21 protein-coding genes are annotated in these 26,540 nt (G+C 39.6%); 13 read left to right on the forward strand and 8 right to left on the reverse strand.

What is annotated here, in order from left to right; all coding sequences use genetic code 11:
• The first annotated feature begins 59 nt into the window (after window positions 1–59).
• The 3 genes from A7Q09_RS01250 to A7Q09_RS01260 all read left to right on the forward strand — a co-directional run bounded on the left by A7Q09_RS01250 (window position 60) and on the right by A7Q09_RS01260 (window position 2,994).
• Window positions 60–821, forward strand: a complete 762-nt coding sequence (locus A7Q09_RS01250) for a rhodanese-like domain-containing protein (RefSeq protein ID WP_134389513.1) — start codon at window positions 60–62, stop codon at window positions 819–821.
• A 62-nt stretch (window positions 822–883) separates the two neighbouring features.
• A complete protein-coding gene (locus A7Q09_RS01255) occupies window positions 884–1,537 on the forward strand; it encodes a ComEC/Rec2 family competence protein (protein WP_134389514.1) in 654 nt (217 codons plus the stop codon).
• Window positions 1,538–1,605: 68 nt separating this feature from the next.
• Window positions 1,606–2,994: a ComEC/Rec2 family competence protein gene (locus A7Q09_RS01260; protein ID WP_134389515.1), complete on the forward strand. Its 1,389-nt coding sequence runs from the start codon at window positions 1,606–1,608 to the stop codon at window positions 2,992–2,994.
• A gap of 2 nt (window positions 2,995–2,996) precedes the next feature.
• Here A7Q09_RS01260 and A7Q09_RS01265 read toward each other — a convergent pair whose 3' ends face one another.
• On the reverse strand, window positions 2,997–3,995 hold the full coding sequence (locus tag A7Q09_RS01265; RefSeq protein ID WP_134389516.1) for an L-histidine N(alpha)-methyltransferase: 999 nt from the start codon (window positions 3,993–3,995) through the stop codon (window positions 2,997–2,999).
• Window positions 3,996–4,066: 71 nt separating this feature from the next.
• On the opposite strand from A7Q09_RS01265, the gene A7Q09_RS01270 reads away from it, so the two are divergent.
• From A7Q09_RS01270 to A7Q09_RS01290, 5 genes are all read left to right on the forward strand, one after another.
• Window positions 4,067–4,795, forward strand: a complete 729-nt coding sequence (locus A7Q09_RS01270) for an SDR family NAD(P)-dependent oxidoreductase (protein WP_134389517.1) — start codon at window positions 4,067–4,069, stop codon at window positions 4,793–4,795.
• 53 nt (window positions 4,796–4,848) lie between these two features.
• The gene (locus A7Q09_RS01275) at window positions 4,849–5,451 is read left to right on the forward strand and encodes a riboflavin synthase (protein ID WP_134389518.1); all 603 of its coding nucleotides are present in this window, start codon (window positions 4,849–4,851) and stop codon (window positions 5,449–5,451) included.
• 653 nt (window positions 5,452–6,104) lie between these two features.
• Window positions 6,105–7,193, forward strand: coding sequence for a dTDP-glucose 4,6-dehydratase (gene rfbB / locus A7Q09_RS01280; protein WP_134389519.1), 1,089 nt, complete (start codon window positions 6,105–6,107; stop codon window positions 7,191–7,193).
• A gap of 48 nt (window positions 7,194–7,241) precedes the next feature.
• A complete protein-coding gene (gene rfbA / locus A7Q09_RS01285; protein WP_134389520.1) occupies window positions 7,242–8,129 on the forward strand; it encodes a glucose-1-phosphate thymidylyltransferase RfbA in 888 nt (295 codons plus the stop codon).
• 501 nt (window positions 8,130–8,630) lie between these two features.
• Window positions 8,631–10,448 carry a pyruvate kinase gene (locus A7Q09_RS01290; protein WP_134389521.1) on the forward strand — a complete coding sequence of 606 codons (1,818 nt, stop codon included), beginning with the start codon at window positions 8,631–8,633 and terminating at the stop codon, window positions 10,446–10,448.
• A gap of 70 nt (window positions 10,449–10,518) precedes the next feature.
• On the opposite strand, the gene A7Q09_RS01295 is transcribed toward A7Q09_RS01290, so the two are convergent.
• The 5 genes from A7Q09_RS01295 to A7Q09_RS01315 form a co-directional block, all read right to left on the reverse strand.
• Window positions 10,519–11,814: a Ni/Fe hydrogenase subunit alpha gene (locus tag A7Q09_RS01295; protein WP_244228442.1), complete on the reverse strand. Its 1,296-nt coding sequence runs from the start codon at window positions 11,812–11,814 to the stop codon at window positions 10,519–10,521.
• The gene (locus tag A7Q09_RS01300; RefSeq protein WP_134389523.1) at window positions 11,801–12,562 is read right to left on the reverse strand and encodes an oxidoreductase; all 762 of its coding nucleotides are present in this window, start codon (window positions 12,560–12,562) and stop codon (window positions 11,801–11,803) included. Before A7Q09_RS01300 ends, A7Q09_RS01295 begins: the two co-directional genes overlap by 14 nt.
• Before the next feature lie 165 nt (window positions 12,563–12,727).
• Window positions 12,728–13,573: an FAD/NAD(P)-binding protein gene (locus A7Q09_RS01305; protein WP_134389524.1), complete on the reverse strand. Its 846-nt coding sequence runs from the start codon at window positions 13,571–13,573 to the stop codon at window positions 12,728–12,730.
• Window positions 13,557–14,018, reverse strand: a complete 462-nt coding sequence (locus A7Q09_RS01310) for a cyclic nucleotide-binding domain-containing protein (RefSeq protein WP_134389525.1) — start codon at window positions 14,016–14,018, stop codon at window positions 13,557–13,559. The genes A7Q09_RS01305 and A7Q09_RS01310 overlap by 17 nt, the downstream gene beginning before the upstream one ends.
• A 17-nt stretch (window positions 14,019–14,035) precedes the next feature.
• The gene (locus tag A7Q09_RS01315) at window positions 14,036–15,184 is read right to left on the reverse strand and encodes a 4Fe-4S dicluster domain-containing protein (protein ID WP_134389526.1); all 1,149 of its coding nucleotides are present in this window, start codon (window positions 15,182–15,184) and stop codon (window positions 14,036–14,038) included.
• A 133-nt stretch (window positions 15,185–15,317) separates the two neighbouring features.
• Here A7Q09_RS01315 and nifJ point away from each other — a divergent pair, with 133 nt between their 5' ends.
• The 5 genes from nifJ to A7Q09_RS01340 all read left to right on the forward strand — a co-directional run bounded on the left by nifJ (window position 15,318) and on the right by A7Q09_RS01340 (window position 23,090).
• On the forward strand, window positions 15,318–18,866 hold the full coding sequence (nifJ, locus tag A7Q09_RS01320) for a pyruvate:ferredoxin (flavodoxin) oxidoreductase (protein WP_134389527.1): 3,549 nt from the start codon (window positions 15,318–15,320) through the stop codon (window positions 18,864–18,866).
• A gap of 18 nt (window positions 18,867–18,884) precedes the next feature.
• On the forward strand, window positions 18,885–19,919 hold the full coding sequence (locus A7Q09_RS01325; RefSeq protein ID WP_134389528.1) for a dihydroorotate dehydrogenase-like protein: 1,035 nt from the start codon (window positions 18,885–18,887) through the stop codon (window positions 19,917–19,919).
• Between the two features lie 23 nt (window positions 19,920–19,942).
• A complete protein-coding gene (locus tag A7Q09_RS01330) occupies window positions 19,943–21,073 on the forward strand; it encodes a 4Fe-4S dicluster domain-containing protein (protein ID WP_244228443.1) in 1,131 nt (376 codons plus the stop codon).
• Window positions 21,073–21,936 carry an FAD/NAD(P)-binding protein gene (locus tag A7Q09_RS01335; RefSeq protein ID WP_134389530.1) on the forward strand — a complete coding sequence of 288 codons (864 nt, stop codon included), beginning with the start codon at window positions 21,073–21,075 and terminating at the stop codon, window positions 21,934–21,936. The genes A7Q09_RS01330 and A7Q09_RS01335 overlap by 1 nt, the downstream gene beginning before the upstream one ends.
• A 338-nt stretch (window positions 21,937–22,274) precedes the next feature.
• Window positions 22,275–23,090, forward strand: coding sequence for an FkbM family methyltransferase (locus tag A7Q09_RS01340; RefSeq protein WP_134389531.1), 816 nt, complete (start codon window positions 22,275–22,277; stop codon window positions 23,088–23,090).
• A 50-nt stretch (window positions 23,091–23,140) separates the two neighbouring features.
• Here the strand turns inward: A7Q09_RS01340 and A7Q09_RS01345 are convergent, their stop codons facing one another.
• Complete coding sequence (locus A7Q09_RS01345) at window positions 23,141–24,145, reverse strand: glycosyltransferase family A protein (RefSeq protein WP_134389532.1); 1,005 nt, start codon at window positions 24,143–24,145, stop codon at window positions 23,141–23,143.
• Window positions 24,146–25,328: 1,183 nt separating this feature from the next.
• Entirely contained in the window at window positions 25,329–26,486 is a 1,158-nt protein-coding gene (locus A7Q09_RS01350; protein WP_134389533.1) for a VIT1/CCC1 transporter family protein, read from the reverse strand.
• Between the last annotated feature and the right edge of the window lie 54 nt (window positions 26,487–26,540).

Raw genomic sequence — 26,540 nt, forward strand, 5'->3', positions numbered from 1 at the left:
GTGGATCTAATTGTTTTTAGGTTCTTAGTTTGTTTTGGGTAAATGCTAAGGATAAAAGAATGAATAATGAAAGGATGGCAAACAAGAACAATTCATTGCTCCATTCTCGGTTCAATGCCTATTTAGAAAAAATTAAAAGAAGGCTAAAAAGCATTACTCTAAAGGATACTTTTTCAGATTTACAAAATAAAAGTGGCCTGGTGATCGATGTGCGGAAAAAGGAAGATTGGTTCATGGGGCATATTCCGGGGGCTATTTGGATTGAGAGAGCTAAGCTAGAAAAAGAAGTGGAAGATATTGTACCACAATCAGAAAGCAAGATCATTTGTTATGGCGAAGATGGGGCGCAATCCATTCTGGCTGCCTATACTTTGCATGAAATGGGATACATAAATACTTACTGGATGGAAAAAGGATGGGAAGGGTGGAAAGAAAAGAAATATCCTATCAGTGCTGCTGAGGGGATAGAAATGAGAGATCCCTTGGAAAAATTAGGGGGTATTTGTTATTTGCCCAGGCTCTTTGATAAAATAAAAGGGCTATATTCTTCGAAGTTGCCTCCTACAGAATATCTCCAGGACGATTGGGACAAGGCCATTCTTGAACTACTCTGTATCGATGCCACGCTTTTGGAACAGGTATGCATTAGCTCGGAAAATGAGCAAAAGTTTTTGATGGAGTTAAAAAAAATTCTTGGTCCCTCATGGCCAAGCCAGCATATGATTGATCAATTTAACGAAAGATGTCAATTAAGAAAAACGTCGGGATTTCAGAAGCCACAATTCTGGTTTTGGAGAGCAGATAAAAAAATAAAAAAATAATTTCAAATTTTCCTCATCACCTCCATTCCTTTCATCTTACGGAATTAATAAAAAGCAAGGAAATGGGATTCGAAGCACAAAAGAAAGGAATGGATAGAAAAGAGCAGCAAAAGGTTCCCCTTTTTTTCCCTGCCATACTCTTTGCTACAGGATGCTATCTTGGTGCTCAAGGTACGTTCAATTTAGGACTTCTTTTAGGCAGCCTGATTTTTTCCCTCTCTTTATGGAGTAAAGCTAGTCGCTATCGACTCTTTAGCGAAGCGTTTTGTCTTTGTAGTCTTTTTCTTCTTGGACTACTCAATTGTAGAATCCATAGGGATTTGGCAGAAAAAGAAATGACCATGCTTCAGGAAAAGTTGGCAGCCTTCCAAAATCTCCATTGCTTAGGCTATGTGGCCAGTTTTCCTCAACAAAAAGAGAGAGCTATCTATTTTCTTTTGAATCTCAAGGCAATCAAATCTAGGGAAAAGTGGCTCCCAATGAAGGGGAAAGCCTTATGTAGAGTGGAAGATTGGCAGGGTACAATCCATCGTGGAGAGCTGATTACGGTAAGTGGAAAAATAATTTTGCCTCATAAAAAGAGTAATGCTGGAGAAGGCGACTTTTATAAGTATATGGTGGAAAAAGGAATAAGTTTTGAATTGTTAAGTAAGGATAGGTTTTTTTTTACAGTGATGATACCGATAAGAGCTATGGGTGTTGGATCGAGAAGATAAGAAAAAAGATAAAAAAGAATCTTTCTCTTGGCATTGAAGATCCTAAAGCCCATTCGTTGCTCTGTGGAATGGTTTATGGGGATGTTTCCGGACTTGACCAAGAGGATGCTCTGGCTTTCAAACGAGCCGGGACTTATCATTTGTTTGCCGTTAGCGGACAAAATGTAGGAATAATGCTGGGGTTTTGGATCCTTTTGCTACAATATACAGGAACCAATCGATGGAAATATTCACTCGGTTTTATTCCAGTTCTTTTTGTTTTCAGTATGGTATCTGGAAACAGTGCCAGCGTACTCCGTGCTTTTTCTGCTGCTGTTTATTGTACTATCGGTTGGTTTCTCAAAAGAAAGGTTAGTGGACTTAATTGCTGGGCTTTTACTCTTCTTCTTTTCTTGCTTATTGATCCTCTTTCAATAATGGATGCAAGTTTAGAACTCTCTTATTCAGTTGTTTTGGCATTATTGCTTCTTTCAAAGCCACTTTTTGAGTTATTTTATAGTTTTTTTAAACTGGATCCGTATTTGCCATCAGAACTGGCACCAATAGGCAAGCAATTCATTAATCGGATTGGAAAATCCTTTTGCCTTCTTTTATCAACTTCACTCTCCGCTTGGCTAGGAGCCTGGCCATGGGAGTTTTGCATCTTTCACTCCATCTGCTGGTTAGGGATTTTCTATAACATCATCGCGGTTCCTATTGCTGAAATGATCGTACTGCTAGGTTCTCTAGCGGCAGTCAGTGGTTTTGTTTCAGGTTTGTTAGCCTCTATTTTAAACAAAATTACGCATCTGTTCCTACTGCTATTACTAGCTATTGTGCATTCGTCTACCAAAATTCCAGGGGCTATAATTTCCGTACCAGATATGAAAATCTTATCCCATCCTTTTGACTCATGGCTTTATGTTGCGCAGGCACAATCCGGTTATTTTTTGGCTATAAAAAATAAGAAAAATTATTTCATAGTTAACTCCTTACAGCCATGGGAAGAAGAGCGTCTCATGCCAATTCTACAAAAAGCATTATTTTTTCCATACAATTCTCCCTCTTTAACATTTCGAAATGGTGAATGGTTCTATAAAGAGAAGTCGATAGGTAACCAATGGTGCAATGGGCTAGGAGATTCCGAAGGCTTGCGGTTGCTCTTTCGAGGGAGAAGTCGAGGGGAGATACAATGTTTAATAGGAATAAAAAATAAAAATATTTTTTTTCGATCTCTTTCTACTCACAACTTTTCATCCATCAACGACTTACAAATAGACTTATTGATTGAGCAATCGCTAGGATCTCACCAAAACCATCAATTACCATTTTCCTCTTTTATTAGAACCACTTATGGAAGGCGTCAGTTATCAGCCCCCCTTGTTCCTTTTTCTGTAGATTCTTCAAAAACATATTATGGAGAAGGAATATGGGTATTTGTAGGCAAAGAAAAACTGCAGATAATAGCTGAAAAATAAGCCTAATTAGTTGGCATTTTGTGTTGTAAAAGCCACACCCCTTCTTCTTTATTGTGGAGTATCCACCGACCAAGCACCTTGTAATGCCATTTTGAAAAAAACTCCTCCAGTCTTTCCACTGTAAACCGATAGCTATAAAATAGGCGTAATGGCTTGCCTTTGCTTATCGGCACTTCCTTGCCCCTACCTACAGGGATAGACCCATTTTCCTTCCAATATACCGTTGCTTCAATTCGAAAAAAATTGTTTTCCATTCCGATCGAAATGTTAAACAACTCCGTTTTATCCTCTATTCCCCAATCCCGAAGGATTTCTGTTAGCCATAAACGAGTTTCGGCATTGTCGTATTGATCAAGAACAGATTCAATGCCTTCAAGATAATCTTCTGTAGATTCGGTTTTGACTGGTGCCAAATGGGCGCTTAAAACTAAATAATCATTTGATGAAAGGACTGATTCGAGGCTTCTGAAAAGCAAGAAAGGATCGATATTGGGTAGGATCCCAAAAAGAGTAAAAATTCTTCGTTTCATATGATCTGTTTGTAAAGCTTCGAGTGTGTCTTTCCAAAGAATGTCGGATAAAATGGGGGTTATTTTCTCTTTGTTGATTGGACAATGGATACAGGCTTCAAGAAGAAGTTGTAAGCTTGTATCGATGCAAATCCAGTTCAGCTCGCTGGCGATTGTTAGCAGTTCATTGAGAAAAATATGATCTTTTTCTCCTGTTCCACATCCCAAACTAATAAGTTCATAGGGAAGAGATGCCTGTAGATAGGGAATAACGTTCTTCAGTGTATCTTTATAAAACTGATAACCTTGCGCATCTTTAAAAGGCGAATAACGTTCGAAGACTCTTTTCCATAGAAAAGATTGCCATGCAGTCGAATAATGAAAAATAGGGTCTATTTCACCATGTACAAGACAGTTATATTTTCTTTCTTCCCAAGCTGATAAGGAATGGGAAAGAAAAACTTGAATAGGAAAATATGAAATAGACTTCATCGAAATAAAATGAATAAATTGTTTTTTCTTTACAATGAGTAAAAGAAAAATTTCTTCATAACCACATAGCCATGATAGGAAAAGAGAAAGTCGTTTTGGTCACTGGGGGGGCTAAAGGATTAGGAGCCTATTTGTGCCGAAAGCTTAGCTCGGAAGATTGGAGTGTCGTCATCCACTACTACAAAAGTGAAGAACAAGCCTTTGCTTTGGAAAAGGAATTTGAAAAGGAAGGAAAAAAGGCGCTCACGGTTCAAGCAGACCTTTCTAAACAGAACGAAGCAAGGGGAATTATTGATAAAATTAGGGCAGTTTTTGGACGACTAGATGCGGTCATCAATAATTCTGGTGTCTATGATGCCGTTCCTCTAGAATTAACAGAAGAAAAGGATTGGTTTCGGGGAATTAATTCTACAGCTAGCGCGGTCTTATTTACCACTCTTGCCTCATTGCCTCTTTTAAGGCTTTCAGGCAGAGGAAGGATTGTCAATATAGGCGATTCGAGTTGTGACCGAATCGGAAGTAGGGAAATGGCACTTGGATATCATTTAGGCAAAATAGGAGTGTATCTTTTAACCAAATCCTTTGCTAGGGAAAATGCCCGTTATGGCATCACCGTTAATGTCGTTTCTCCAGGTTATCTTGAAAACAGCCAAGGACTTCCCCCACTTAGTAAAATTCCAGCTGGCCGATATGGTACCTTTGAAGATATATGGCGTGGAGTAAAATTTTTTTTGGATGAAAAACAGAGTTATATTACTGGCTCTCATCTCATTGTAAGCGGAGGATGGAATCTTCGATGAGGGATTGGATAGACTTTTAAAGATTAAAGAAAAAGAAACGATTAAGGTTTAAGATGTTCACAGGGATTATCGAATCGATGGGAATCGTTGAGCGGCTACCTGATTCAAAAAACAAAACCCTCAGCATAAAAGTAGGATGTCTTGCTGCTGAATTAAAGCCAGGAATGAGCCTTGCAGTCAATGGCTGCTGTCTAACAGTTACGCAGATAATGGAAGAGGAGGTGCAGTTTTTCATTCTTGAAGAAACTCTACGTGCTACCACCTTGGGAGAATTGAAAATGGGCGAAGAAGTAAATTTGGAACTTCCTCTAAGGATGAGCGATCGGTTCGGGGGCCATTTTGTTACAGGCCATGTGGATTGCAAGCAAACCATATGTGCGGTCGAAAAATTAGGAGAGGAAAAAGAGATATGGATACATTATCCTTCCTTTGCTAAATGCTATATGGTTCCTAAAGGCTCAATTGCCGTTGAAGGGATTAGTCTGACTATAGGGAAGATAACTAATGAAAGTTTTTGTGTTTGGATCACTCCCTTTACTTTAAACCATACAAATTTACGGACCAAAAGACCGGGAGACAAAGTCAACCTGGAGTTTGATCTTTTGGCAAAATATGCTCAAAAAATCATAAACGAACGGTTGGGCACTAATGACTGAATTGTTATGGAATGGTGGGGAGGGGGCCCGCTCTCAATGGAGAGGGGAGAGAAGGTTAGCTGGAAGAATTGCTATTTTTCATCTCATGAGAGCTGAACGCAGCGGACTGCCCATTTGTTGTTTCTGATGAGACAGCCTATTAAGTTTTGGAAAGCATTCTTTCCCTTTAAGCGAACTCTATCCTCGAGAAGTTTTAACAGGAATTCCACTGCTCATAATGGTAGAGCTGATATACAACGCCCTTGTTTCTCTCCACGGCCAATAAGTGGAAGTCGAATAGATTGCTGTATTCAAAGATCAATGGCTTGCGAGTACTTTCTATTTCAGTTCTTCGCAGTGGTACTTTACGATCCATAGGCAATAATTGGCAATTTGATAGGTGCCTATAGGTGTTCGTTTTAGCAAGCCAAGAACAACTTCCGGATATCATATTATTTTGATATAAAAAAAGGCAAAAGGCCTTTCTTAGCCAATGATATAATGTTGAGCTCTTAGCTGTTTAAAAAGTGAATTTTCTGGAAAAAGGCTAAGGGATGCTTTTCTTGAAAGTCTCAAATGAATGCTTTACAACTATCTCTCACATGGTATATAAGTTGGGGTTCTCGCTCTGAAGCCTTATTGCAACTAAAAATACAACATAAGGAATCTTTGTAATGAAAATTCTTGTTACTGGTGGGGCGGGTTTTATTGGATCCAATTTTTGTGATTATTGTTTTTCAAATGAGCCTTTAAGCATGATAGAAAAAATAATCGTTATCGATAAGCTTGGCTATTCTGGATCGATTGAAAATATAAAAGAACTTCAAAAAAGAGATAATTTTGTATTTATACAAGCTGATATTTGTGATCAAAAAATAGTCTCTAACATTTTATTCGAGGAGAAGATTAACGCGATTGTTCATTTTGCAGCTGAATCGCATGTGGATCGATCGATCGATAATCCAGAAATTTTTGTGCAATCCAATGTTCTTGGGACTTTTAAACTTTTGGAGAGTTCCTTCCATTATGTCTCTTCTCTTTCTAGAAAAGAGAGGGAGAAATTTCGGTTTGTGCACATTTCAACAGATGAAGTCTATGGCTCCATTCCATTGGAGGCTCCCCCTGTAAAAGAGGGCGGAGTATATGATCCTTCCAGTCCCTATTCAGCCTCAAAAGCAGCTTCAGATCATTTTGTCCTTGCCTATCATAAGACCTATGGATTTCCAGCGATAATTACCCATAGTTCCAATAACTACGGACCTCGACAACATCCAGAAAAAATGATTCCACATATGATTTGTAATGCGTTGGAGGAAAAGGAACTCCCTGTGTATGGAAAAGGGTTGAATGTTAGAGATTGGATCTATGTCGAAGATCATTGTGCAGGCATATGGAGAGTTCTAAATCGGGGAAGGCTTGGAGGGGTATATCATATTGCTAAAGGAAAGGGAATGACCAATTTCGAGCTTGTTCAAAAAATATGTTCCCAATTAGATGAACTCTTTCCAAGATCTTCTGGAAGAAAGTATGCTGAGCTCATTCGTTTTGTAATTGATCGACCAGGTCATGATTTAAGATATGCGATCGATGTCGCCAAGATGAAAAATGAATTGGGATGGGAGGCTCAGGTAGAATTGGAGGATGGGTTGCGGAAAACGATTTTATGGTATGTCCAACATAAAGAGTGGATTCAGTCAGTATTGGATAGAGGGTATCTATTAAAAAGACAAGGACTCTATCGATCGGTAGGGAATAATGCATAAAGTTGAATTTTCTTGAGTCAACCTAAAGGAATAAAGAATGGGGAAGTTATGGAAAGATGTGGTATTGTCCTTGCTGGAGGAACTGGAAGCAGGCTTTATCCAGTAACTGTATCTCTTAGCAAACAACTGCTTCCAATTCACGACAAACCGATGATCTACTATCCCATTTCCATATTGATGTTGGCAAACATCAGAGACATACTGTTGATTTCAACCCCTCGTGACATAGGGTTGTTTGAAAGGCTCTTAGGAGATGGTTCACAATTCGGACTCCATTTTAGCTATGCGGTACAACCTTATCCTAATGGACTTGCCGAAGCCTACCTTATCGGTGAGAAATTTCTCAATGGAAGGCCTTCTTGTTTGGTACTTGGTGACAATTTGTTATATGGACACAGCTTAAGTGCAACTTTAAACAAAGCAGCGCAAAAAAAACATGGGGCGACAATATTTGGCTATCATGTTTCGAACCCTTCTGCTTATGGTGTTGTGGAATTCGACCAATCTATGAAAGTTGTATCGATAGAAGAAAAACCTGCCAAACCAAAATCTTCCTTTGCAGTGCCTGGGATCTATTTTTATGACGGTAGGGCTTCTTTTTTTGCTAGCCAACTGAAGCCATCGGCTAGAGGCGAGTTGGAGATAACTGATCTCAATAAGAAATACTTAGAAGAGGGCAGTCTTGAGGTTGAGCTGCTGGGAAGAGGGATAGCTTGGTTGGATACAGGTACGCATGATCTGCTCTATGATGCTTCACTGTTTGTGAAAACCATAGAGCAAAGGCAAGGATTAAAAATTGGCTGTCTAGAAGAGATAGCCTACCACAAAGGATGGATTGGGCCTCAGGAACTTCATTCTCAGATAGAAAAGATGGGGAATTCCACGTATTCAGCTTACCTTCGTCATCTGCTAGAAGTTCCAAGATCAGCTGTTTAAATCTAGCCTTTTCATAGAAACCGCCAACTAAAACTAGCCAAACCATACCACAATTTTTGAACTGAAATCAAAAAGTAATAGGTTCGATTCTGGCTCCAAAAAGCTACGAGGTGACTTTTCTTGGCTGAAAGGACAAGAGGGAGGATAGCACTCCCGCTAGCTGCCTATGGGCGCGGCCCCCATTCTGCATGAAGCTATAAAATGATAGTAGGTGCTGAGCATTCTAAAAATGGCGCATATGAATTAAGAATCTGGAAAATTGAGGATCTTTTAACCATTTCCCTACCAATGTAATGCAACAATCTTAGGATTTGTTAGCTCAATTGTTTCTTTTGGGAAATTGCTCTTCAACGGCTATATTTTATCGGTACTGTTAAAGTGTTCTCAGAGGGAATGGATTCAATGGGGATAGAATGCTTTGGCATAATGAAAAAGAAGAAACTTTTGGATTTTTGGTTAAAAAGGAACCCCCTGAGGTTTTTCCCAAGGGTATGAGAAACCATGAGCCGGGCAGAACTTATCAATTCTTTGGTAGATCTATACAACGAAATTCTTCAAGCTGAAAAGGCTCATCAAAATCTTATTTACTCTGTCCATGAAGACAACAGATTAAGTGCAGCAAACCTTATTCATTATTTAGCGTTACGTCGCTTTGACCTTCGCCTGATCCAAGACGAACTCACTGATATAGGTATATCTTCTTTGGGACGTTCTGAATCTTGCGTCTTATGGAGTCTTGAAAATGTTCTCAATGCATTGGGGAAAAAAGTACATTCTCCGACCAAGCATATCAGTCGGAAAGAGGGCGCTGAATTGCTTCTACGAAACACGAGAAGACTTTTAGGAGAACCTCATCCAGGCTGTCAATCCAGTATTATGGTTACCCTGCCAACAGAAGCTGCTGAGAATCAGAAGCTTCTTGTGGATCTTCTAAATGCGGGCATGAATGTAATTCGAATCAACTGTGCCCATGATTCTCCCGATGTATGGATTCGGATGATTGAAAATAGCCGCAGACTCTCTCAAGAATTAGGATATTCCTGTAAAATAGTGATGGATTTACCTGGGCCGAAGTTGCGGATCGTAGCAATAGATCCATCTGTTAAAGCGTGTTTTTTTAGACCATTAAGAGATCCCTTTGGAAGAATAATAGAACCCGCTAAAGTTTGGATTGGTAAGGATGAATCCATGGCTGATCCAATCTTAGAAGCAGATTTGTTTTTGAAATTCGATAAAGAATGGATTGATGGGCTAAAAGCGGGAGATATTGTCAGGTTTTTTGATGCTAGAGGAAAAGCAAGAACTCTTAGAGTCGATCATGTAGTCGGAAGGGGATGGCTTTCTTATTCCACTCAAACAGGTTATCTGAAAGAAGGTATTGTTTTCGTTCATCTTCCTGATAGCCCAGAATTATCCCAAAGGGCTACGACTCTAAAAAGTCTTTCTCCGCAACAACCTTTTCTATTAGTCAAGAAAAATGATAGACTATGGATTCAGGGTGGCCAATCCCCTACAAAAGGAATAAAGCAAGAAGGTATAGTTGGTACGCTGTGGATTTCACAGCCACAAATTCTCCTTGATGTGAAGGTGGATGAACCAATCTGGTTCGATGATGGGAAAATTGGAGGAAGAATACTCCAATGCGATGGCGATGGAGCTGTCGTAGAGATCACACATGCTCCCTCTAAAGGCTTAAAACTTCGTGTTGATAGAGGCATAAACCTTCCTGTATCAGATCTCAAAATTTCTGCAATAACTGATCAAGATCTTAAGATTCTACCCTTTATTGGTCAGCATGCTGATGCTGTTGGAATTTCATTTTTAAGGATACCATCCGACATAGATGATCTTGAAAAGGCTTTGAACAACGAAAGAATACAGAATTTAGGTATAATCCTCAAAATCGAGACTAGAAAAGCTTTTGAAAACCTACCTTTAATTTTACTCAAAGCAATGAAAAATCGCAGTGTTGGAGTCATGATTGCTAGAGGAGATCTTGCCGTCGAATGTGGCTATGAAAGACTGGCTGAGGTTCAAGAAGAAATCCTTTGGATATCTGAAGCAGCGCACATTCCAGTCATTTGGGCTACTCAAGTTTTGGAGTCTTTAGCAAAAACTGGGATTCCTTCTAGAGCTGAAGTGACTGATGCAGCCATGGCTCAACGATCGGAATGTGTCATGCTCAATAAAGGGCCTTATATTGTTGAAGCGGTAAAATCACTGGTAGACATTTTGAAAAGAATGGAAACTCATCAGAGAAAAAAACGTTCCATGCTGCGCAAATTGCATATTGCTGGCCTTTTAAATCAACCTTTATAGAATAATTCCAAAAGGAGGGCAGCAAACAATGCCTTCAAACTTTTCTGTTAAATTGGGAAAACTTGCAGCCCTACCAAATGTGGAGTTTTAGAAAATGAGTAGCACAGGAGATGCAAGGATCGTAATTTCGAACGATTTGCTCGCAATCAAGCGTCATTCTTTCAATGGAATCTTCAGAATGGGTTTCGATCCACTTTTTTAAGTCATCTTCTGCAGATGCGAGATTAAAACAGGTAGGAGGAACAATTTTTGCTTTTCTAATGCAACCTTTATCATCAAGTTCATATTTGTGGTATAGAAGGCCACGTGGAGCCTCGCTAATTCCATACCCAGTTTGTGGATTCGGATCAAAGGGAATAAAAGAAGGAGAGAAAGGTTCATAATCTTCTATAAGCCTTATAGCTTCGTAAAAGGCATATGTAATTTCAGCTAATCTGACTAGCATAGATTGGAACGGATTATGGCAGGGATATTCCAAGCCAATTTCTTTCAGCTTTTCTTGTAAAAAGGCAGGTAACAAAGAATAGTTTAAATGGTATCGAGCCAGTGGACCAGCAAGACAGGATCGAGAATCGGTAGCCTTCCACCTAAGAGCATTCGAATAGGTTGTTTGTTCTTCTATAAAATTCTTTTCAAATTCCTTGGCATTGAATTGAGACTCACCACAACTGATTATCCCTCTTTCGATTGGATATTGTTTAGGATGTTTTAATCCTACATAGGTATAATTCCTCTTGAAATCAGGAAAATTAAATTTCAAACCAATCCATTGTAAGGCTAATAGGCTATAGTCCAAGCCTCTTTTTAGAATATCTAGAAGGGATCGAAGATCTAATTTTTTGGGAGAACTATAGAATCCCCCAATGCGAACATTTACAGGATGAATTTCTCTGCCACCAATCTTCTGGATGAGCGTATTGCCTGCCTTTTTCATTTGAAGTGCCCATGCAGCCTCTTTAGGAAAATCCTTCGCCATTTCCATAAGACTTGGGTACCCCAAAAACCCCGGGGCATGAAGAAAGAAAACATGTAGGCTGTGGCTTTCAATCCATTCTCCACAGTAGAGCAGTCGGCGAAGATTCCAGATATATTCGGGAATTTGAACCTGACAGGCATCTTCAATCGCTGCTATGGAACTTATGAGATAAGCAACAGGACAGATTCCACAGATTCTTGAAGTAATGTCAGGAGGTTCATGAAAATTCCTTCCAATCAATAACGACTCGAAAAATCGAGGAGCTTCGAAGATTTTCAATTCGCAGCTTGTAACTTTCCCCTTGTCCATTTTAATGAAAAGCCCACCTTCTCCCTCAACTCGCGCCAAGGCAGAAACAGATAGGATCTTTTGTGGCTCAGTCTTCTTCATCAAATCTTTTGAATCCATCGGCTATACAATTAAAGGTATGAAAAGCCTGTTTTAAAACTGTTGACTCAATAGATAATTTTTCTTTTGCCCATCGAGAAAGAGAGGGACTATTCGGCGTTTCTTTTGGTCCGTAACAGCCATAACAACCTCTTCCAAAGCTTGGACAAATTGCTCCACATCCAGCATGAGTTACTGGGCCAAGACATAGTGTCTTGGAAGACACCATAACACAGGGAGTCCCTCTCATTTTGCATTCCATACAAACACTTCCAGAATTTAAAGATGGACGAAATCCAAACAGGAAGGAATATAAAACAGAAAGGAGTTGTTGTTTGTTGATAGGACAGCCTTGAAGCTCATAATCTACCTGTACATACTGGGAGATAGGTAAAGAGGTAGGAAGAACATTGATGAGTTCGGGCTGAGGATAAACTCTTTCTTTTGCTGTTTGGAGAGAAGCAAAATTTCTTAGTGCTTGAATGCCTCCAGCTGTTGCGCAGGCTCCTATTGTTATCAAAATGGAAGAATGGTTTCGTATTTCAATGATTTTTCTTTTCGCCTCTTCAGTAGTTATTGAGCCTTCGACAAGAGATATATCGAATGGTGGATCAGGGGACCGACTACTGGCTTCTAAAAAATAGGAGATAACAAAATTTTTATCTATTTCTAAAAGCTCATCTTCAAGATCTAATAGGGAAAGCTGACACCCATCACAGGATGTAAATTTCCAAACAGCTAGCTTCTTCATCACCATAGTCTCATTGTCTCGATAAATAGGGAGCGAGTGATTAATAAAATATTATGGACATATGAGGGATAAGCAAGCAACGAATATATTCTTAGGATGTCTAGAAAGCAGCAAAAGCAAGAAGTAGAGGCGCCTTTGGACTTAGCTAAAAGGGTATATTATTCATTATAACTCTTCAACGGTCAATAAGTGCTCAATTTTTTCATATGGGAAAACCGGGCCATCCTTGCATATAAAAAAGGGTGAAAGCTGGCAATGCCCACAAATTCCTATAGCACATTTCATATTCCTTTCCATAGAAAAAAAGATATGTTCTTTAGGGAGGTTTTTTTGAATGAACGCTCTGGCCATAAACCGCATCATAATTTCAGGGCCACAACTGAACACAAAAGTCTCTTTATTATCAAAACTAATGGAAGGAATAAGGGCTGTCACTGTGCCAAACTGACCTTTCCAATCCCGGCTAGGACGGTCCACTGAAACATGTAGGGTGATTATTTGCTCTGCTTTCAGTTTATAAAGTAAAGGCATGAAAAGAAGATCGTCCTTTGTCCTAGCCCCATAGAGAAGTATCAGATTTTTAAAATACCCCTTGTTTTTTTGAGCGATATAAAGGAGTGGCAGAAGGGGAGGCAGTCCAATTCCGCCAGCAACAAGGATTAATGTTTTCCTTTTGACTAAATCTATTGGCCAACCTCTACCATAAGGCCCTCGAACTAGTACAAAATCATTTTTGTCAAGTTTGCTTAATGCCTTCGTCACGTTCCCTACGATGCGAAGCGTATGAATAAGAATATGAGGATTGGTTGGATCACTGGCGATTGAAATAGCCGCTTCTCCCCCTCCAATAGCTGAAAGCATGTTGAATTGTCCAGGAAGAAAATAAAAGGGCAATTGGTCTATCGGCCTGAGATAAAGACTAAAAACAGAGGGGGATTCTCTCTTTTTTTCTTCGATAACAAAAGGTTTAGGAATGAATGGATTTTCTGGAAAATCAGGAAGGTGGTCCATAAATATCAAGAAATTGGAGTCTGGTTGCTTGTAACCTTTCGAGCATCAAAGGAATGATCCTTTTGATTATCTCATAACCAAAGGAAGGATCTTCTTCCATCATTTGCCTAAGACAAGTTGCATCAAAAACAAAAGCATCCACAGGATCGATTACGCGAGCGGAAAAGTGCCAAAGAAAAGGAGGACATATCCATGACCATCCTACGACATGTCCTATCCCGACAGTTTGTATGACCAAGATGCCCCTTTCAGGAAAATAAGTTTCGAGAGCAACAAGCCCCTTTTGTAAAAGGAAAAATTTATCTGCCTTCTGGCCTTCTACAAAGAGATAGCTCTGTGCTTTAAAGGACAAATGAGTGGCTATTGCAGATAATTTGTGGATAAAGGGTTCTGACATTCCCTTTAGAAAAGGGTGTTCACAAAGCAGCGAGGGTGATGGATTCATATCCTTGTTTTCCTTCTTTAAGAGGGCGTCTTAACGGGGCTTGTTTTTCTAATAATTTCAGCTTCCTCCGTGATGTCTATACCAACAGGACACCAGGTAATGCAACGGCCACAGCCTACGCAACCGGATATCCCAAATTGATCTATCCATGAAGCTAGTTTATGAGTCATCCATTGTCGGTAACGAGATAAAACGCTTTTTCTCACACTTCCAGCTGGAGTATGCGTGAAATTCAAAGTAAAGCAGGAATCCCATACCATCCATCTTTCTATCTCTTGTGCCTTTTTTGGAATATCAATAAGAGTGGAGCAAAAGCAGGTTGGACAAACAAAAGTGCAGTTGGCACAGGAAAGACATCTTTGGGCTATTTCTTCCCATCGAGGATGTTGCAAATTATTATAAAACAGTTCCTTAATTCCTTGGGTTTCAATGCGACGGTGGATCTGTTTTTCTGCATTTTGAATAACATCTTTCTCTTTTTTTAAGTCTTCTTCCGTAGCATCGGTCTTTTCGATTTGCGCAATGATTTCTTCTCCCTGAGAACTACCAGCTTCGATTAAATAGAAAGGTTCTTTTTGACCGTTTAAAATTTCTGTTACAAGAAGATCAAAACCACTTTTAGCTCTTGGTCCTGTCCCCATTGAAGAGCAGAAACAAGTGGCAGAAGGATATGCACAATTAACAGCAAGAATAAATAGACCTTTGGCTTTGGATTTATAACCGGCATGAGAATAGGGACCTTCCAAAAAAACACGGTTCTGTATAGCAATAGCCTGTAGATCACAAGACCTGACCCCAATGAAAGCAAGTGGAGGATCTTGCCTAACTGATGGATCAATCAGAGGAGGAGAGGTTTTTTCGGTGGGTTGATGGATGGAAAATATTTTCTCTTGGGCAGGGAACAAAAACTGTTTCCAGCTATGGGGAGAAGATGCAAAACCAAAAAGGGTCGCATCTGTTCTTTTTTTAAGCCGATAACTTCCTGCTTCTTGTTCATCTCCTATGCCTATGGGAAGATCGTTCAAAGAGTCAATCTCTTCATAGACAATAGCATCTTTTGAAACCGTTGGACCGATGGTTTTAAATCCTTTTCTTTTGAGAGCATCGAGGATGGACTGAAGTTCTCTTTTAGTGATTTTAAACTTATTTGAACCAAATCTAGCCATTGACCATACTATAATCTATGATTTTAGCCAAAAACATAAAAAAGCTCTCATTTCATTAGTTCTTTCAATTAGGGTTAAATCCTATGCTTCTTTAAAGTTTAACTATTCCTGCAGCTAAGCTACATTAAAGACCATGGCTGGGGTTTCATGCAGAACAGTCGACGCCAATGAGGCAGTTGCAAGAATTGCTTATCTTCTAAGCGAAGTGATAGCCATCTATCCCATAACTCCATCTTCGCCTATGGGAGAATGGGTAGACAAATGGAGAGCTGAAAGAAAAACAAACTTATGGGGACTTCTTCCTCAGGTTGTTGAAATGCAAAGTGAGAGTGGAGTTGCTGGGGCATTACATGGTGCACTCCTAACTGGAAGCCTTGCTTCAACTTTTACTGCTTCCCAAGGACTTTTATTAATGTTGCCCAATATGTACAAGATGGCAGGGGAACTGCTTCCTGCAGTCTTTCATGTTGCTTCTAGAACCGTTGCTACCCATGCGTTATCCATTTTTGGTGATCATAGTGATGTCATGGCTGCTCGAACTACAGGATTTGCTCTCTTATGCTCCCATTCTGTGCAAGAGGCTGGAGATTTGGCACTTGTTGCCCATCTCTCCTCTTTAGAAGCCTCTTTACCATTTCTTCATTTTTTTGATGGTTTTCGAACCAGTCATGAAATCAACACAATTAAGCAAATAGAAGAGGGGCAAATCAAAGAGTTAATTTCTGTTGAGGCAATTTTGAAGTTTAGAGAGCGTGGGCTCAATCCCGAAAGGCCTCTGCTTTATGGAAGCTCTCAAAATCCCGATGTATTTTTTCAGGCTAGGGAAAGAGCTAATCCATTTTACTTGGCATGCCCTGGGATAGTGCAAAGCGTAATGGATAGAGTGGGGGCTCTCACGGGGCGTCACTATAAATTATTTCAATATCATGGGGATCCTCAGGCAACAATGGTTGTGGTTGTGATGGGATCGGCTTCAGAAACCCTTTGTCGAGTTGTAGATAGCTTAAATTCTCTAGGCTATAAGACTGGAGTCGTTAAGGTTAGATTGTTTAGTCCTTTTGACCAAGAAAGTTTTTTAAAGTGCTGCCCTCCAACCACGAAGATTATTGGGGTGCTGGATAGGTGCAAGGAACCAGGGTCTGTGGGCGAGCCACTTTTTGTGCAGGTTGCTTCGGCCATATTAAATAACGTAGCCAAAAGTTGGTTTCCATTCTTAGATCTGCCTCGAGTTATAGGAGGCAGATATGGGCTATCATCCAAAGAGTTTACCCCAGCGATGGCAAAAGCGGTCTTTGATCACCTTTCGAAAGAGGATCCTAAGGGATCATTTACGGTGGGGATTGAAGATGACCTTACTCAGAGCAGTATTGCTGTCGATGAGTCCTTTACTCTAGAAAACAAAACTCTCTATGAAGCAGTGTTTTATGGATTAGGTTCAGATGGGACGGTAAGCGCTAATAAAAATACGATCAAAATTATTGGTGAAAATGTAGGTCTTTTTGCTCAAGGATATTTTGTCTATGATTCTAAAAAGTCTGGTTCCTTGACGATTTCACACCTGCGATTTGGAACCAGCCCCATTGCTGCACCCTATTTAATTGAAAAACCCGATTTTGTAGGCTGTCATCAGTTCGAATTTCTTTTTAAATATGATATCCTTAAGGGCATTAAAAATGGGGGCATTTTGTTAGTGAATAGCCCTTTTAGTCCAGATGAAACCTGGGATAAGATTCCGCGGGAAGTCCAGCAGAAAATATTATCAGAGCGAATCCAATTTTTTGTTATAGACGCCTACAAGCTCGCTAAAGACTGCGGCTTGGGGAGCAGGATAAACACGATCATGCAAGTAGCTTTTTTTGAGCTTACCGCTCTCATTCCAATTGATGAGGCCTTGGATTATCTCAGAGAACATATTCGTAGCAGTTATGGATATCGGGGAGAGGAAGTGGTTAGGAAAAATTTCGAGGCTTTAGAAAAGGCATTAAAAGCTCTCTGTAGAGTTAAACCAGATGGGAAAAGCCTTGGTTCTGTTCCCCTGCTACCTCCGGTTTCTGAAGAGGCGCCTGAATATGTGAAAAGTGTCATTGGAGAAATGATCGCATTGCGTGGCGATAGACTTCCTGTAAGTGCTTTTTCTCCTTTTGGTGCTTTTCCCACGGCAACCTCTCAGTGGGAAAAACGGAAGATTTCCCTTGACGTGCCTCTTTGGGAACCATCCCTTTGTATTCAATGCGGTAAGTGTGTCATTGCATGTCCTCATGCGGTGCTGCGGGCTAAAGTTTATGATCCAACATTTGTTGAAAAAGCTCCAGAAGGTTTTTTAAAAGCGGATGGAAGATACCCTGAATGGGATGGTTTATTCTACACCATTGCTATTTCAGAAGCTGATTGTACGGGCTGTGGAATATGTGTAGATGTGTGTCCGGCATTTGATAAGTACTCCCCAGGCAAAAAGGCAATACAGATGATAAGCCGCAGGGAGCTTTTTACTAAAACTAAAGAGAGTCTTTTTGAATATTTCCAAAGAATTCCAGATGTTGAGAAAGAAAAAATTGACTTCGGATCTGTAAGACAAGTGGCTCTTTTACCTCCGTTATTCGAGTTTCCGGGAGCCTGTGCTGGATGTGGAGAAACACCTTACTTGAAATTATTAAGCCAACTCTTTGGTGATAGGTTGCTTATTGCCAATGCAACTGGTTGCTCCTCGATATATGGGGGTAACTTACCTACTACTCCTTGGGCAAAAGACAAGGATGGCAGAGGACCTGCTTGGGCAAATTCACTATTTGAAGATAACGCAGAATTTGGTCTTGGCTTTCGTCTAGGATTGGATGCGATCGGACAGTGGGCTCGCAAGCTTTTAGTCCAGTTTGGAGAAAGTGGTTGGGTAGATAAAAATCTAGTTCAAGAATTGATTAATGTCGAAGAGAAGACGACAAAGGAATATTCAGATCAAAGAAAGCGGATTAACTTTCTCAAGGAAAGATTAGAGGCATTGAAATTTCCCGAATCAAAAATATTGTTGACGGCGGCTGATTATCTTACAAAAAAAAGTGTCTGGATTGTAGGAGGAGATGGGTGGGCTTATGATATTGGACTAGGAGGACTAATCCATGTCCTAGCCTTAAATTTCGATGTTAATATATTGGTATTGGATACAGAAGTTTATTCTAATACTGGGGGACAGGCTTCGAAAGCAACCCCAAGGGGAGCAGTTGCAAAATTTGCGACTTCTGGCAAATCAACTCCCAAAATGGATCTTGCCCTTATGGCAATATCCTTGGGTAATGTGTATGTAGCTTCGGTCTCAATAGGCGCTGATGAAGAGCATACACTGAGTGCTTTTACAGAAGCCGATGCTTTTGAAGGTCCAAGCCTTATCTTGGCTTATTCACATTGTATTGCTCATGGGATTGACATGGCCAAGGCAATGCACCATCAAAAATCGGTTGTTGGTGCAGGACGTTGGCCAATTTTTCGTTATAATCCAAAAGGCTATCCAGATGGGAAACGCCTTAAATTAGATTGGGACAAACAAACAAGCGATTTTGAAAAATCTGAACTTATGGAAAATAGGTTTAGAATGCTTTTTTTAAGCGATCCAGAGAGGGCCGAAGAACTGCTAGCGCTGGCTATTTCTGATTGTCGGAATCATCTCGATTCTTACAAAAGGATCGGTTAAAATAAAAGGAAGAAAAGAATGAGTGTGAGTTTGGAAACAACCTATTTGGGATTGAAGTTGTCATCTCCTCTTATTCCTTCAGCCTCTCCACTGAGCAAATCATTGGATACAGTCAAGGCTTTAGAGGAAATCGGAGCAGGAGCCATAGTGCTCTATTCCCTTTTTGAAGAAGATATTGAAAAAGAAGCCCTCCATTTAGAAAGGTCATTAACAATAGGGAGCGAATCTTTTGCTGAAGCCTTAAGCTATGTTCCTGAAATCCCTGGATTAAGAATAGGACCTGAATACTATCTTGATCATTTAAGGCGGATCAAAGAAACGGTTGCTATTCCTGTAATTGCTAGTTTAAATGCTCAAAGTCCAGGGCAATGGATTAAGTTTTCTAAGCTCCTTGAGCAAGCAGGAGCTGATGCTCTGGAACTCAACATTTATTCTATCCCTTGTGATCCCGCTATGAGTTCTTCAGATTTGGAACAAAAATATTTAGAGATCGTTAAAGCCTGTCGCCAATCTACAAAGATACCGATTGCAGTCAAATTAAGTCCTTATTTTACTAATTTTTTATCCTTTTCTACAGAGCTTGCAAAGACAGGAATCAATGGACTAGTTCTTTTTAACCGTTTTTTCCAGCCAGACATTGATTTAGAAAACCTGAAGGTGGAACCTAGAATTACTCTCAGTACTGAAAATGAGCTTCTTTTGAGGATTACTTGGATAGGAATCTTATACGATAGAATTAAGCTAGATTTTTCGGCAACAGGTGGGGTATTGTCTGCCAATGACGCTTTGAAAGCCATACTTTCAGGTGCAACAACTGTTCAACTTTGCTCAGCCCTTCTTTTTCATGGCATAGATTATTTGAAAACAATTAAAAATGGGATCATTGAATGGATGGAAAAAAAAGGATACCACTCAGTCGAGTCAATCAGGGGAATTTTGAGTCAGAAAAATTGCACGGATCCTTCTAGCTATGAAAGAGCCCAATACGTTTATGCTCTATCTGTTTATCCAAGCCCTTCTATATCTGGTTTAGAAAAAAAGAAGACAACTTAGACTAAACTAAAATGCCTGAGCCTATGTTTTTAGAGAAAAAGAAGATACTGCAAAGGCAAGATTTTGGTAAGCTTATCGATGCATTGCACCAAGAAGGATATACCATCATTGGACCTGTGTTGAGTGAGACTGCGATTAGTTACGGAGAAATTCAGTCCGAAACTGACCTTCCCATTGGATGGACAGATATTCAAGAGGCGGGGAAATACCAACTCAAAAGACGACCAGATGAAGCTCTTTTTGGTTATAATGTCGGCTTTCAGAGCATGAAAAAATATTTGTTTCCTCCAAGACAACGCCTCTTTACTGTTGATAAAAAAGCAGGCCGTCTTACTTTTGTTGAGGAAAATCCGCAAATACAAAAATATGCCTTCTTAGGAGTAAGGTCGTGTGATCTTCATGCTGCGTTGATTCAAGACAAGATATTCTCCGAAGGAAGTTCTCGAGACAAGGCTTATGTGAGAAGAAGAGAAGAGGCTTTTGTCATTGTAGTTCAGTGTGGGCAGTCTTCAAGTTGTTGCTTTTGTCTGTCTATGGGAACAGGGCCTAAAGCAGAAGGAGGATTTGATTTGGCTTTGACAGAGTGTATCGATCGACAACAGCACTTTTTTCTTATTGAAATTGGAAGCTTAAGAGGCGAAAAGCTTATCAGCTCTTTACCTTTAAAAGACGTAAAAGAAGAAGATCTTCTCTTTGCTGCTCGTGTTATTGACAATGCCAAGGCTCAAATGACAAAGGTAATGGATACGAAGGGAATAAAAGAACTATTTTATAGCAATTGGGAACATCCCCGCTGGGATGATGTTGCCAGTAGATGCATTGCTTGCTCTACCTGTACATTAGTTTGTCCTACATGTTTTTGTTGGACAATAGAAGATTCAATATCTTTAACCGATCAAAAAGCGGAAAGATGGAAAAGATGGGATTTTTGTTATAGCATGGAGTTTAGCCATCTGCCTTCAGGTAGTGTTCGATCATCGATAAAATCAAGATATAGGCAATGGTTAAGTCATAAGCTGGCAAGTTGGATTGATCAGTTTGGAATGTCTGGATGCGTAGGCTGCGGCCGTTGTATCACCTGGTGTCCTGTTGGAATTGATATTACTGAAGAGGTTGCGGCTTTAAGAGTGCAATCTAAAGAAGACGTTTCCTAATGAAAGCAAAGGAATGCCAATTTGTTGCCGAACCGCCTGATTCTATTCTTCTTCCTAAGGCGTTTATAATCGAAAAGAAGGTTATTGAATGTTCTCGAGTTGTTAGTCTTTGGATTGCACCATTAGAGAAAAATGAATGTGCTTTTAAGCCTGGACAATTTTTAATGGTCTATGTTTTTGGGGTAGGCGAGGCGGCTATTTCGTTAGCAGGTAATGGAGGGGACCAAGGAAAATATTTTTTGACGGTTCGTGCTGTTGGCAGTGTGACTCGAGCAATTGAGCAGGCAAAAGAAAAGGATATTTTAGGCATTCGTGGCCCTTTTGGCAATGGCTGGCCAATCCAAGAAGCCTCGACCAAGGATATCCTTCTTATTGCTGGAGGAATTGGTCTTCCTCCTCTTTGGTCAACAATTCCTTTTTTTTTACAAAATCGGTCTAGATATGGAAGGATTTCTCTTTTGTATGGAGTAAGGACCCCACAGGACATCCTTTATAAGGATAAACTAGAGAGCCTTTCTAAGGGAAAAGATATTTCGGTAAAAATTGCAGTGGAACTGGCAACAGCTAGAACCTGGAATGGTCATATTGGCAATGTACTTAATCTTATTTCTCATGCACAATTCAGCCCTCCTTCCACCATAGTTTTTGTGTGCGGTCCTGAGCCAATGATGCGTTTTTGTGCTTATACCCTTTTAAAATATGGAATAGCTAAGGAGCACATTTATTTTTCAATGGAAAGAAATATGCGGTGTGCTATTGGGTCTTGTGGACATTGTCAATTTGGTCCTCTGTTTTTATGCAAAAATGGACCGGTTTTTTCTTATCAAACTATTGAACCGTTTTTGAATATAGCCGAAATTTAAACTAATCACTATGGAAGAATCGGAAAAGAAATCCAAAAGCATAAGTGGCAGCTCTTCGATCACCCCCACTAGCTCTCCTCTCTATACCACTAAAGTACAAACTTCTTGCTGTAAGAAGAGTTATGCAACGGCTACAAAAAGTGAGCAGTAGGCATAAAAGACTGTGAATAAAAAAAGCTCTTACAGTTTTTCCCTCTGCTCTAGCTAAAGTGCTGCTGTTTATTTTTGATATAATATTTAAATCGATAATGGATTTGAAAGAAATGTTGAATTAAAATCTATATCCATATCAGAAGCAAGCCTTTGATAAAGGACTATAACAGCAAGGTATTTTGTCAATGAGTTGGAATAAGCGGCTCATAAGGTATGCTAACGTGGTTAAAACCTTTGAAAATTGGCCAGTTTACTTTCAGTATAGAAAAGAGCGGAAAGGTTCCAATCCAATTCAAAAGCTTACAGATCCTATTGTTTTTAAATGTAGGCATCATCGAATCCTAATTGCTGTTCCTAAGTCAAAAATGGATAATCTCTTTGAAGAAATATTCGCTTTGAGAATCTATTGGCCTAATTTTTGGAGTTGGGCTAATAGAGAAAAATTGACTGTATTAGACATCGGCTCAAATATTGGACTTTTTTCGTATTTTGTCTTTAGCCAGTTTCCAAATTCAAAAATAATTGCAGTGGAACCAATTGAAGAAAACCTTCGTTGGATGGAATCCCTTCATCAGATGAATCCAACAACGCAGTTCTTCGTTAAAAAAGGAGTTATATATTCGGAGAGAAATGAAGTTGACCTTTTTCTGGCTGCAGAAGGTCCGTTTCCAGTTCTAAGCTCTGTTCTATCCACATTTAGTCAGAATATATCGAAAAAAATTCGGATTCCATCCTATCTTCTAGAAGATCTTTTTAACGAATATCAGATTGAAAAATGTGATTTGTGCAAACTGGATTGTGAAGGAGCTGAATATGAAATTCTCTTTCATTGTCCATCCAATATCTATGATCGGATCAATCGTATTGTTCTTGAGGCTCATCATATCCCACATCCCCAATATTCTCCCCTTTTGCTCCATAATTTTCTGAAAGACAGAGGATATTCTGTTTATAGTGAGCCGATGACAGAACAGACCACCATGATTTATGCATGGAAATAACATGCTAAAGTAAACAGGGACTATAACCAAAGAAGCCTTTTAGGAGCCGATTAAAGGAAAACTATAGAAAAGATTTTTTGTAATTTTTTTTCTATTCTTTTTGCTACAAAGCAGTATCTTCTCAACCAACTTCTCATTGGGAAGCCAAATATTCTGCCAATCCAGCTTTTTGAGAAATTTCTATTCCATTGCTTCATTGGGAGAACATTTTGTTGGAGAAGTCGAGAATATGTAGCCAAAGCTTCATCATAGCGAAAGAGGGCTAGATCTTCCAAGATTCTGAAATAGGCTCTACAGGCTGCTGATTTTCGTTGTTCCGAAAGCATATTTTTTTGTTGGAGCCATTCGACCATTTGATCAAAGAGCTTAATTTCTGTTCTTAAGACCTCAACAGGATAACTTTTAGATAAACTTTTTGTTGTCCAATTTTCTCTATACACCGCTCTTTTTGAACAAGTCCAAAAATATCGAAGAGTAGATTGGAAAATGCGCATGTAGAGTTCATTGTCTTCACTTCCAAACCTAAGCGATTCATTCCACCCTCCAATTTTCAATAACGCTTCTCTTAAAAATAGGCAACCAGCAACATTGGGATTATGCCTATTGAACCATTGAATGAAGGGATCCAAATAAGTGTGCGTAATATATTGAGGTTGAAAACAATTCTTTTGTCTTTTACCTCTTTCCCATTCTTCGACGAGCAATCCCCCTAGCAAGACATCATATTTTTGAATATTTGGGCATTCCTTAATCTGGGTTTCTATTTTATCTTCCAATAGATAATCATCGGCGTCTAGATATTGAATCCAAAGGCCTTTGCTTTCTTTAAGAATCAGATTGCGTGCTGTAGAGACTCCTTGGTGTTCAATGCGAAATGACCGGATATTTCCTTCAAAAGATCTGATAATGGACTGCGTCGAATCTGTCGAACCATCATCGACTACCAAAATTTCTTTTTCACTCCAGCTCTGCGACAATGCACTTTTGATAGATTCCCTTAAGAATCTTTCCCCATTATAAACTGGAATACCAATGCTAATGAGAAATTGTTCCATCGTTATTTATTAAGGACCAAAAGACCAAATAGATATTCTATAAAAATCTATGAACTATAAAAGAAAAAGGAAGAAAGGAGGAAAGGTTTTACATTAAATCAACCGTTGAGCCACAAGAACAAAAGCTCTCCTTGCCTAGGGAAAGAGCTTGCCGCCTCTAGAGCAGCTCCCTCCAAAAGCTAAAGGAAACCCCAACTCCTCCCACAAAGCCCTGGCTAATAGTCGCGGTCCCTAAACCGCCACCGATTCTGGCTTAGAGCTCTCCATCGTCTTCTGCGGCTTTCCCGTCAAAAGCTCCACAAGCCTGTCCACACGAGGACCCAAGAGCTCCTTGCGCTAGAAGATTCGCTATCCTTCAGCTCTCTTGATCTTCCCTCGATCGTAGTAGCTCTCCACCTCAAATGAAAGCTCTCTTCCGAGACCCGGAATCCGGAGGATATTGGACGAGCGGGGAGCGGTTAAGCGTGCTGTCTTTTCGGATGTGGGAAGAGTATGATGGAGTAAAGCTCAGACCGATCTTCCTTGCTGCGGCTAACCTGATCCGCCTTTCCGCGCTTTTGCCGGAAGAGCGGTGACCGGAACGTGTTGATGCGCTCTTTCAGGCCGAAGCAGCATTACTCGCCCATCAGGCAAGCTCGAGGAAAAAATCCTTCTCCAGAAAAAATATTTTATTGGTAATCAGGTAATTGCGAAAAAAAAATGAAAAAAAACAAAAATTTTTTTTTGATATTTTTTTTAAATTTTTCGTATTAAAGACAAAAAAATCTCAACCAAAGAAGAAAAAATAAAAAATGCTTAAAAAATATCTTGGCTTGCAGACGGAGCAAAACGGAATTTACAAAAAGAACGATACACAACTGTAGGAGACTTCATCGAAAGCTAATGTTCTTTTTTTTAAATTGTGTTTCATTGAATGCCATTTAGAAAAAAGGTTGAGGGGACACTCTCTTAAGATTAGGACAAATGAAGAACGTGGATACGATATGCCCTGACATTTATTTAAAAATCATTGTATCGGTTTGGCTTTTTTAAAGAGCTAGAGAAGCTAAATGAGGGAAAAAAGTAATAAGGGAAGCCATTATGGAATTTGTTCTTTTTTTATGCAAAAAGAGACTAGTTTTTTCTTATCGCACTACCTCGAGATCATTTTGAATATAGCTGAAAAATTAAGGCTTTCTAACCACTAGGAAGGAAGTCGGAAAAGAAGTCCAAGAGAATAAGTGACAACTGCTTCGATCACACCCACTACTGTCATTTCTAGACCACTAAAGAACCAATTTCTTGCTGTAACAAGAGTTTTTGCAGCGCCTACAAGAAAGTGGGCTACTAGGCTTATAAAAAAAGAAAAGGAAATGGCGAACATTCCTGATAGAAAGAAAAAAGGAACCAAAGGGATAAAAGCGCCAAGAGCCGTTGAAATAGCAGCCGATAGGCAGGCATTCCAGGGCTTTGGAAAGGTAGCTTGCGAAAGACCAAGCTCAGAGCTAACCATTGCCGAAAGAAAGTGTTCTGGCTTTTGATACAGCTTTTCTGCGATCCATTTTGACTCTTCTTCGTTAAAGCCTTGTAGTTGATAAAAAAGCGCCATTTCTTCTATTTCTTCTTGCGGATTTTCTTCAATTTCTCTTTTTTCCCTTGCAATCTCCGCTTCGTATACTTCCTTCTGGCTTTTGGCAGCTAGATAAGCTCCAGCCCCCATAGACAAAGAGGAGGCAATCATTCCGGCAAGCCCAGATATGAGTATGTATTGGGTTTGGTTTTCTGTAGCTCCAGCTACTCCAGAAACTATTCCGAAAACAGCTCCTAATCCGTCATTGATGCCATAAATGGAGTCGGTTATCCAGTTCCCCCCTCTACCATGCCATTTTTCTCTAGTCAAAATGGAGTTTATATTGTTTTCTGGTGCCGGACTTTTTTTGATCAGATTATGTAAAATGGAGACATGATCCTTTTCATCTTTTGCTAATTCTTCAACTGTCTGTTCTAGCTTAGCCGATCCTTTAAACAATTCTTTTTGTTTCAAATACCTCAGTTCATCTTTTGCTTCGGCAGTTTCCATTCTTCTCACAACATTCCAGATACCCAGATTTTGATTTAACCACTTTTCAATAATTCTTTTGAATTTTGAATCTGATTCTTTGCAACTTTGGCCCAACGCTTTGAGTTCTTGCTCCCATTTAAGAGCATGTTTTTCTTCAGTTTCAGCTAGTTTTAAGAGAATTTCTTTTTTGTGGGGATTTTTTTCAATTTCTGCAATATCTCTATAGGCTCTTGCCGTTTTCTTTTCATTTAGCCAGTTCTGATGCAAAATCTTGAGAAGTTCATTATGCTTCAAATTCATAAGGAAAATAAATTAAGGATAAAAAGAAGAAGGGGAAAAACTACCTATTCTCTT

Origin of the sequence: Methylacidiphilum sp. Yel (assembly GCF_004421185.1) — a bacterium.
In the GTDB taxonomy this organism is placed as follows: domain Bacteria; phylum Verrucomicrobiota; class Verrucomicrobiia; order Methylacidiphilales; family Methylacidiphilaceae; genus Methylacidiphilum.

Bases quoted from the DNA above. Each gene is read 5' to 3' on its own strand.
- A7Q09_RS01250 (WP_134389513.1), top strand. From the start codon at position 60: ATGAATAATGAAAGGATGGCAAACAAGAACAATTCATTGCTCCATTCT.
- A7Q09_RS01255 (WP_134389514.1), top strand. From the start codon at position 884: ATGGGATTCGAAGCACAAAAGAAAGGAATGGATAGAAAAGAGCAGCAA.
- A7Q09_RS01260 (WP_134389515.1), top strand. From the start codon at position 1,606: ATGGTTTATGGGGATGTTTCCGGACTTGACCAAGAGGATGCTCTGGCT.
- A7Q09_RS01265 (WP_134389516.1), bottom strand. From the start codon at position 3,995: ATGAAGTCTATTTCATATTTTCCTATTCAAGTTTTTCTTTCCCATTCC.
- A7Q09_RS01270 (WP_134389517.1), top strand. From the start codon at position 4,067: ATGATAGGAAAAGAGAAAGTCGTTTTGGTCACTGGGGGGGCTAAAGGA.
- A7Q09_RS01275 (WP_134389518.1), top strand. From the start codon at position 4,849: ATGTTCACAGGGATTATCGAATCGATGGGAATCGTTGAGCGGCTACCT.
- rfbB (WP_134389519.1), top strand. From the start codon at position 6,105: ATGAAAATTCTTGTTACTGGTGGGGCGGGTTTTATTGGATCCAATTTT.
- rfbA (WP_134389520.1), top strand. From the start codon at position 7,242: ATGGAAAGATGTGGTATTGTCCTTGCTGGAGGAACTGGAAGCAGGCTT.
- A7Q09_RS01290 (WP_134389521.1), top strand. From the start codon at position 8,631: ATGAGCCGGGCAGAACTTATCAATTCTTTGGTAGATCTATACAACGAA.
- A7Q09_RS01295 (WP_244228442.1), bottom strand. From the start codon at position 11,814: ATGAAGAAGACTGAGCCACAAAAGATCCTATCTGTTTCTGCCTTGGCG.
- A7Q09_RS01300 (WP_134389523.1), bottom strand. From the start codon at position 12,562: ATGAAGAAGCTAGCTGTTTGGAAATTTACATCCTGTGATGGGTGTCAG.
- A7Q09_RS01305 (WP_134389524.1), bottom strand. From the start codon at position 13,573: ATGGACCACCTTCCTGATTTTCCAGAAAATCCATTCATTCCTAAACCT.
- A7Q09_RS01310 (WP_134389525.1), bottom strand. From the start codon at position 14,018: ATGAATCCATCACCCTCGCTGCTTTGTGAACACCCTTTTCTAAAGGGA.
- A7Q09_RS01315 (WP_134389526.1), bottom strand. From the start codon at position 15,184: ATGGCTAGATTTGGTTCAAATAAGTTTAAAATCACTAAAAGAGAACTT.
- nifJ (WP_134389527.1), top strand. From the start codon at position 15,318: ATGGCTGGGGTTTCATGCAGAACAGTCGACGCCAATGAGGCAGTTGCA.
- A7Q09_RS01325 (WP_134389528.1), top strand. From the start codon at position 18,885: ATGAGTGTGAGTTTGGAAACAACCTATTTGGGATTGAAGTTGTCATCT.
- A7Q09_RS01330 (WP_244228443.1), top strand. From the start codon at position 19,943: ATGTTTTTAGAGAAAAAGAAGATACTGCAAAGGCAAGATTTTGGTAAG.
- A7Q09_RS01335 (WP_134389530.1), top strand. From the start codon at position 21,073: ATGAAAGCAAAGGAATGCCAATTTGTTGCCGAACCGCCTGATTCTATT.
- A7Q09_RS01340 (WP_134389531.1), top strand. From the start codon at position 22,275: ATGAGTTGGAATAAGCGGCTCATAAGGTATGCTAACGTGGTTAAAACC.
- A7Q09_RS01345 (WP_134389532.1), bottom strand. From the start codon at position 24,145: ATGGAACAATTTCTCATTAGCATTGGTATTCCAGTTTATAATGGGGAA.
- A7Q09_RS01350 (WP_134389533.1), bottom strand. From the start codon at position 26,486: ATGAATTTGAAGCATAATGAACTTCTCAAGATTTTGCATCAGAACTGG.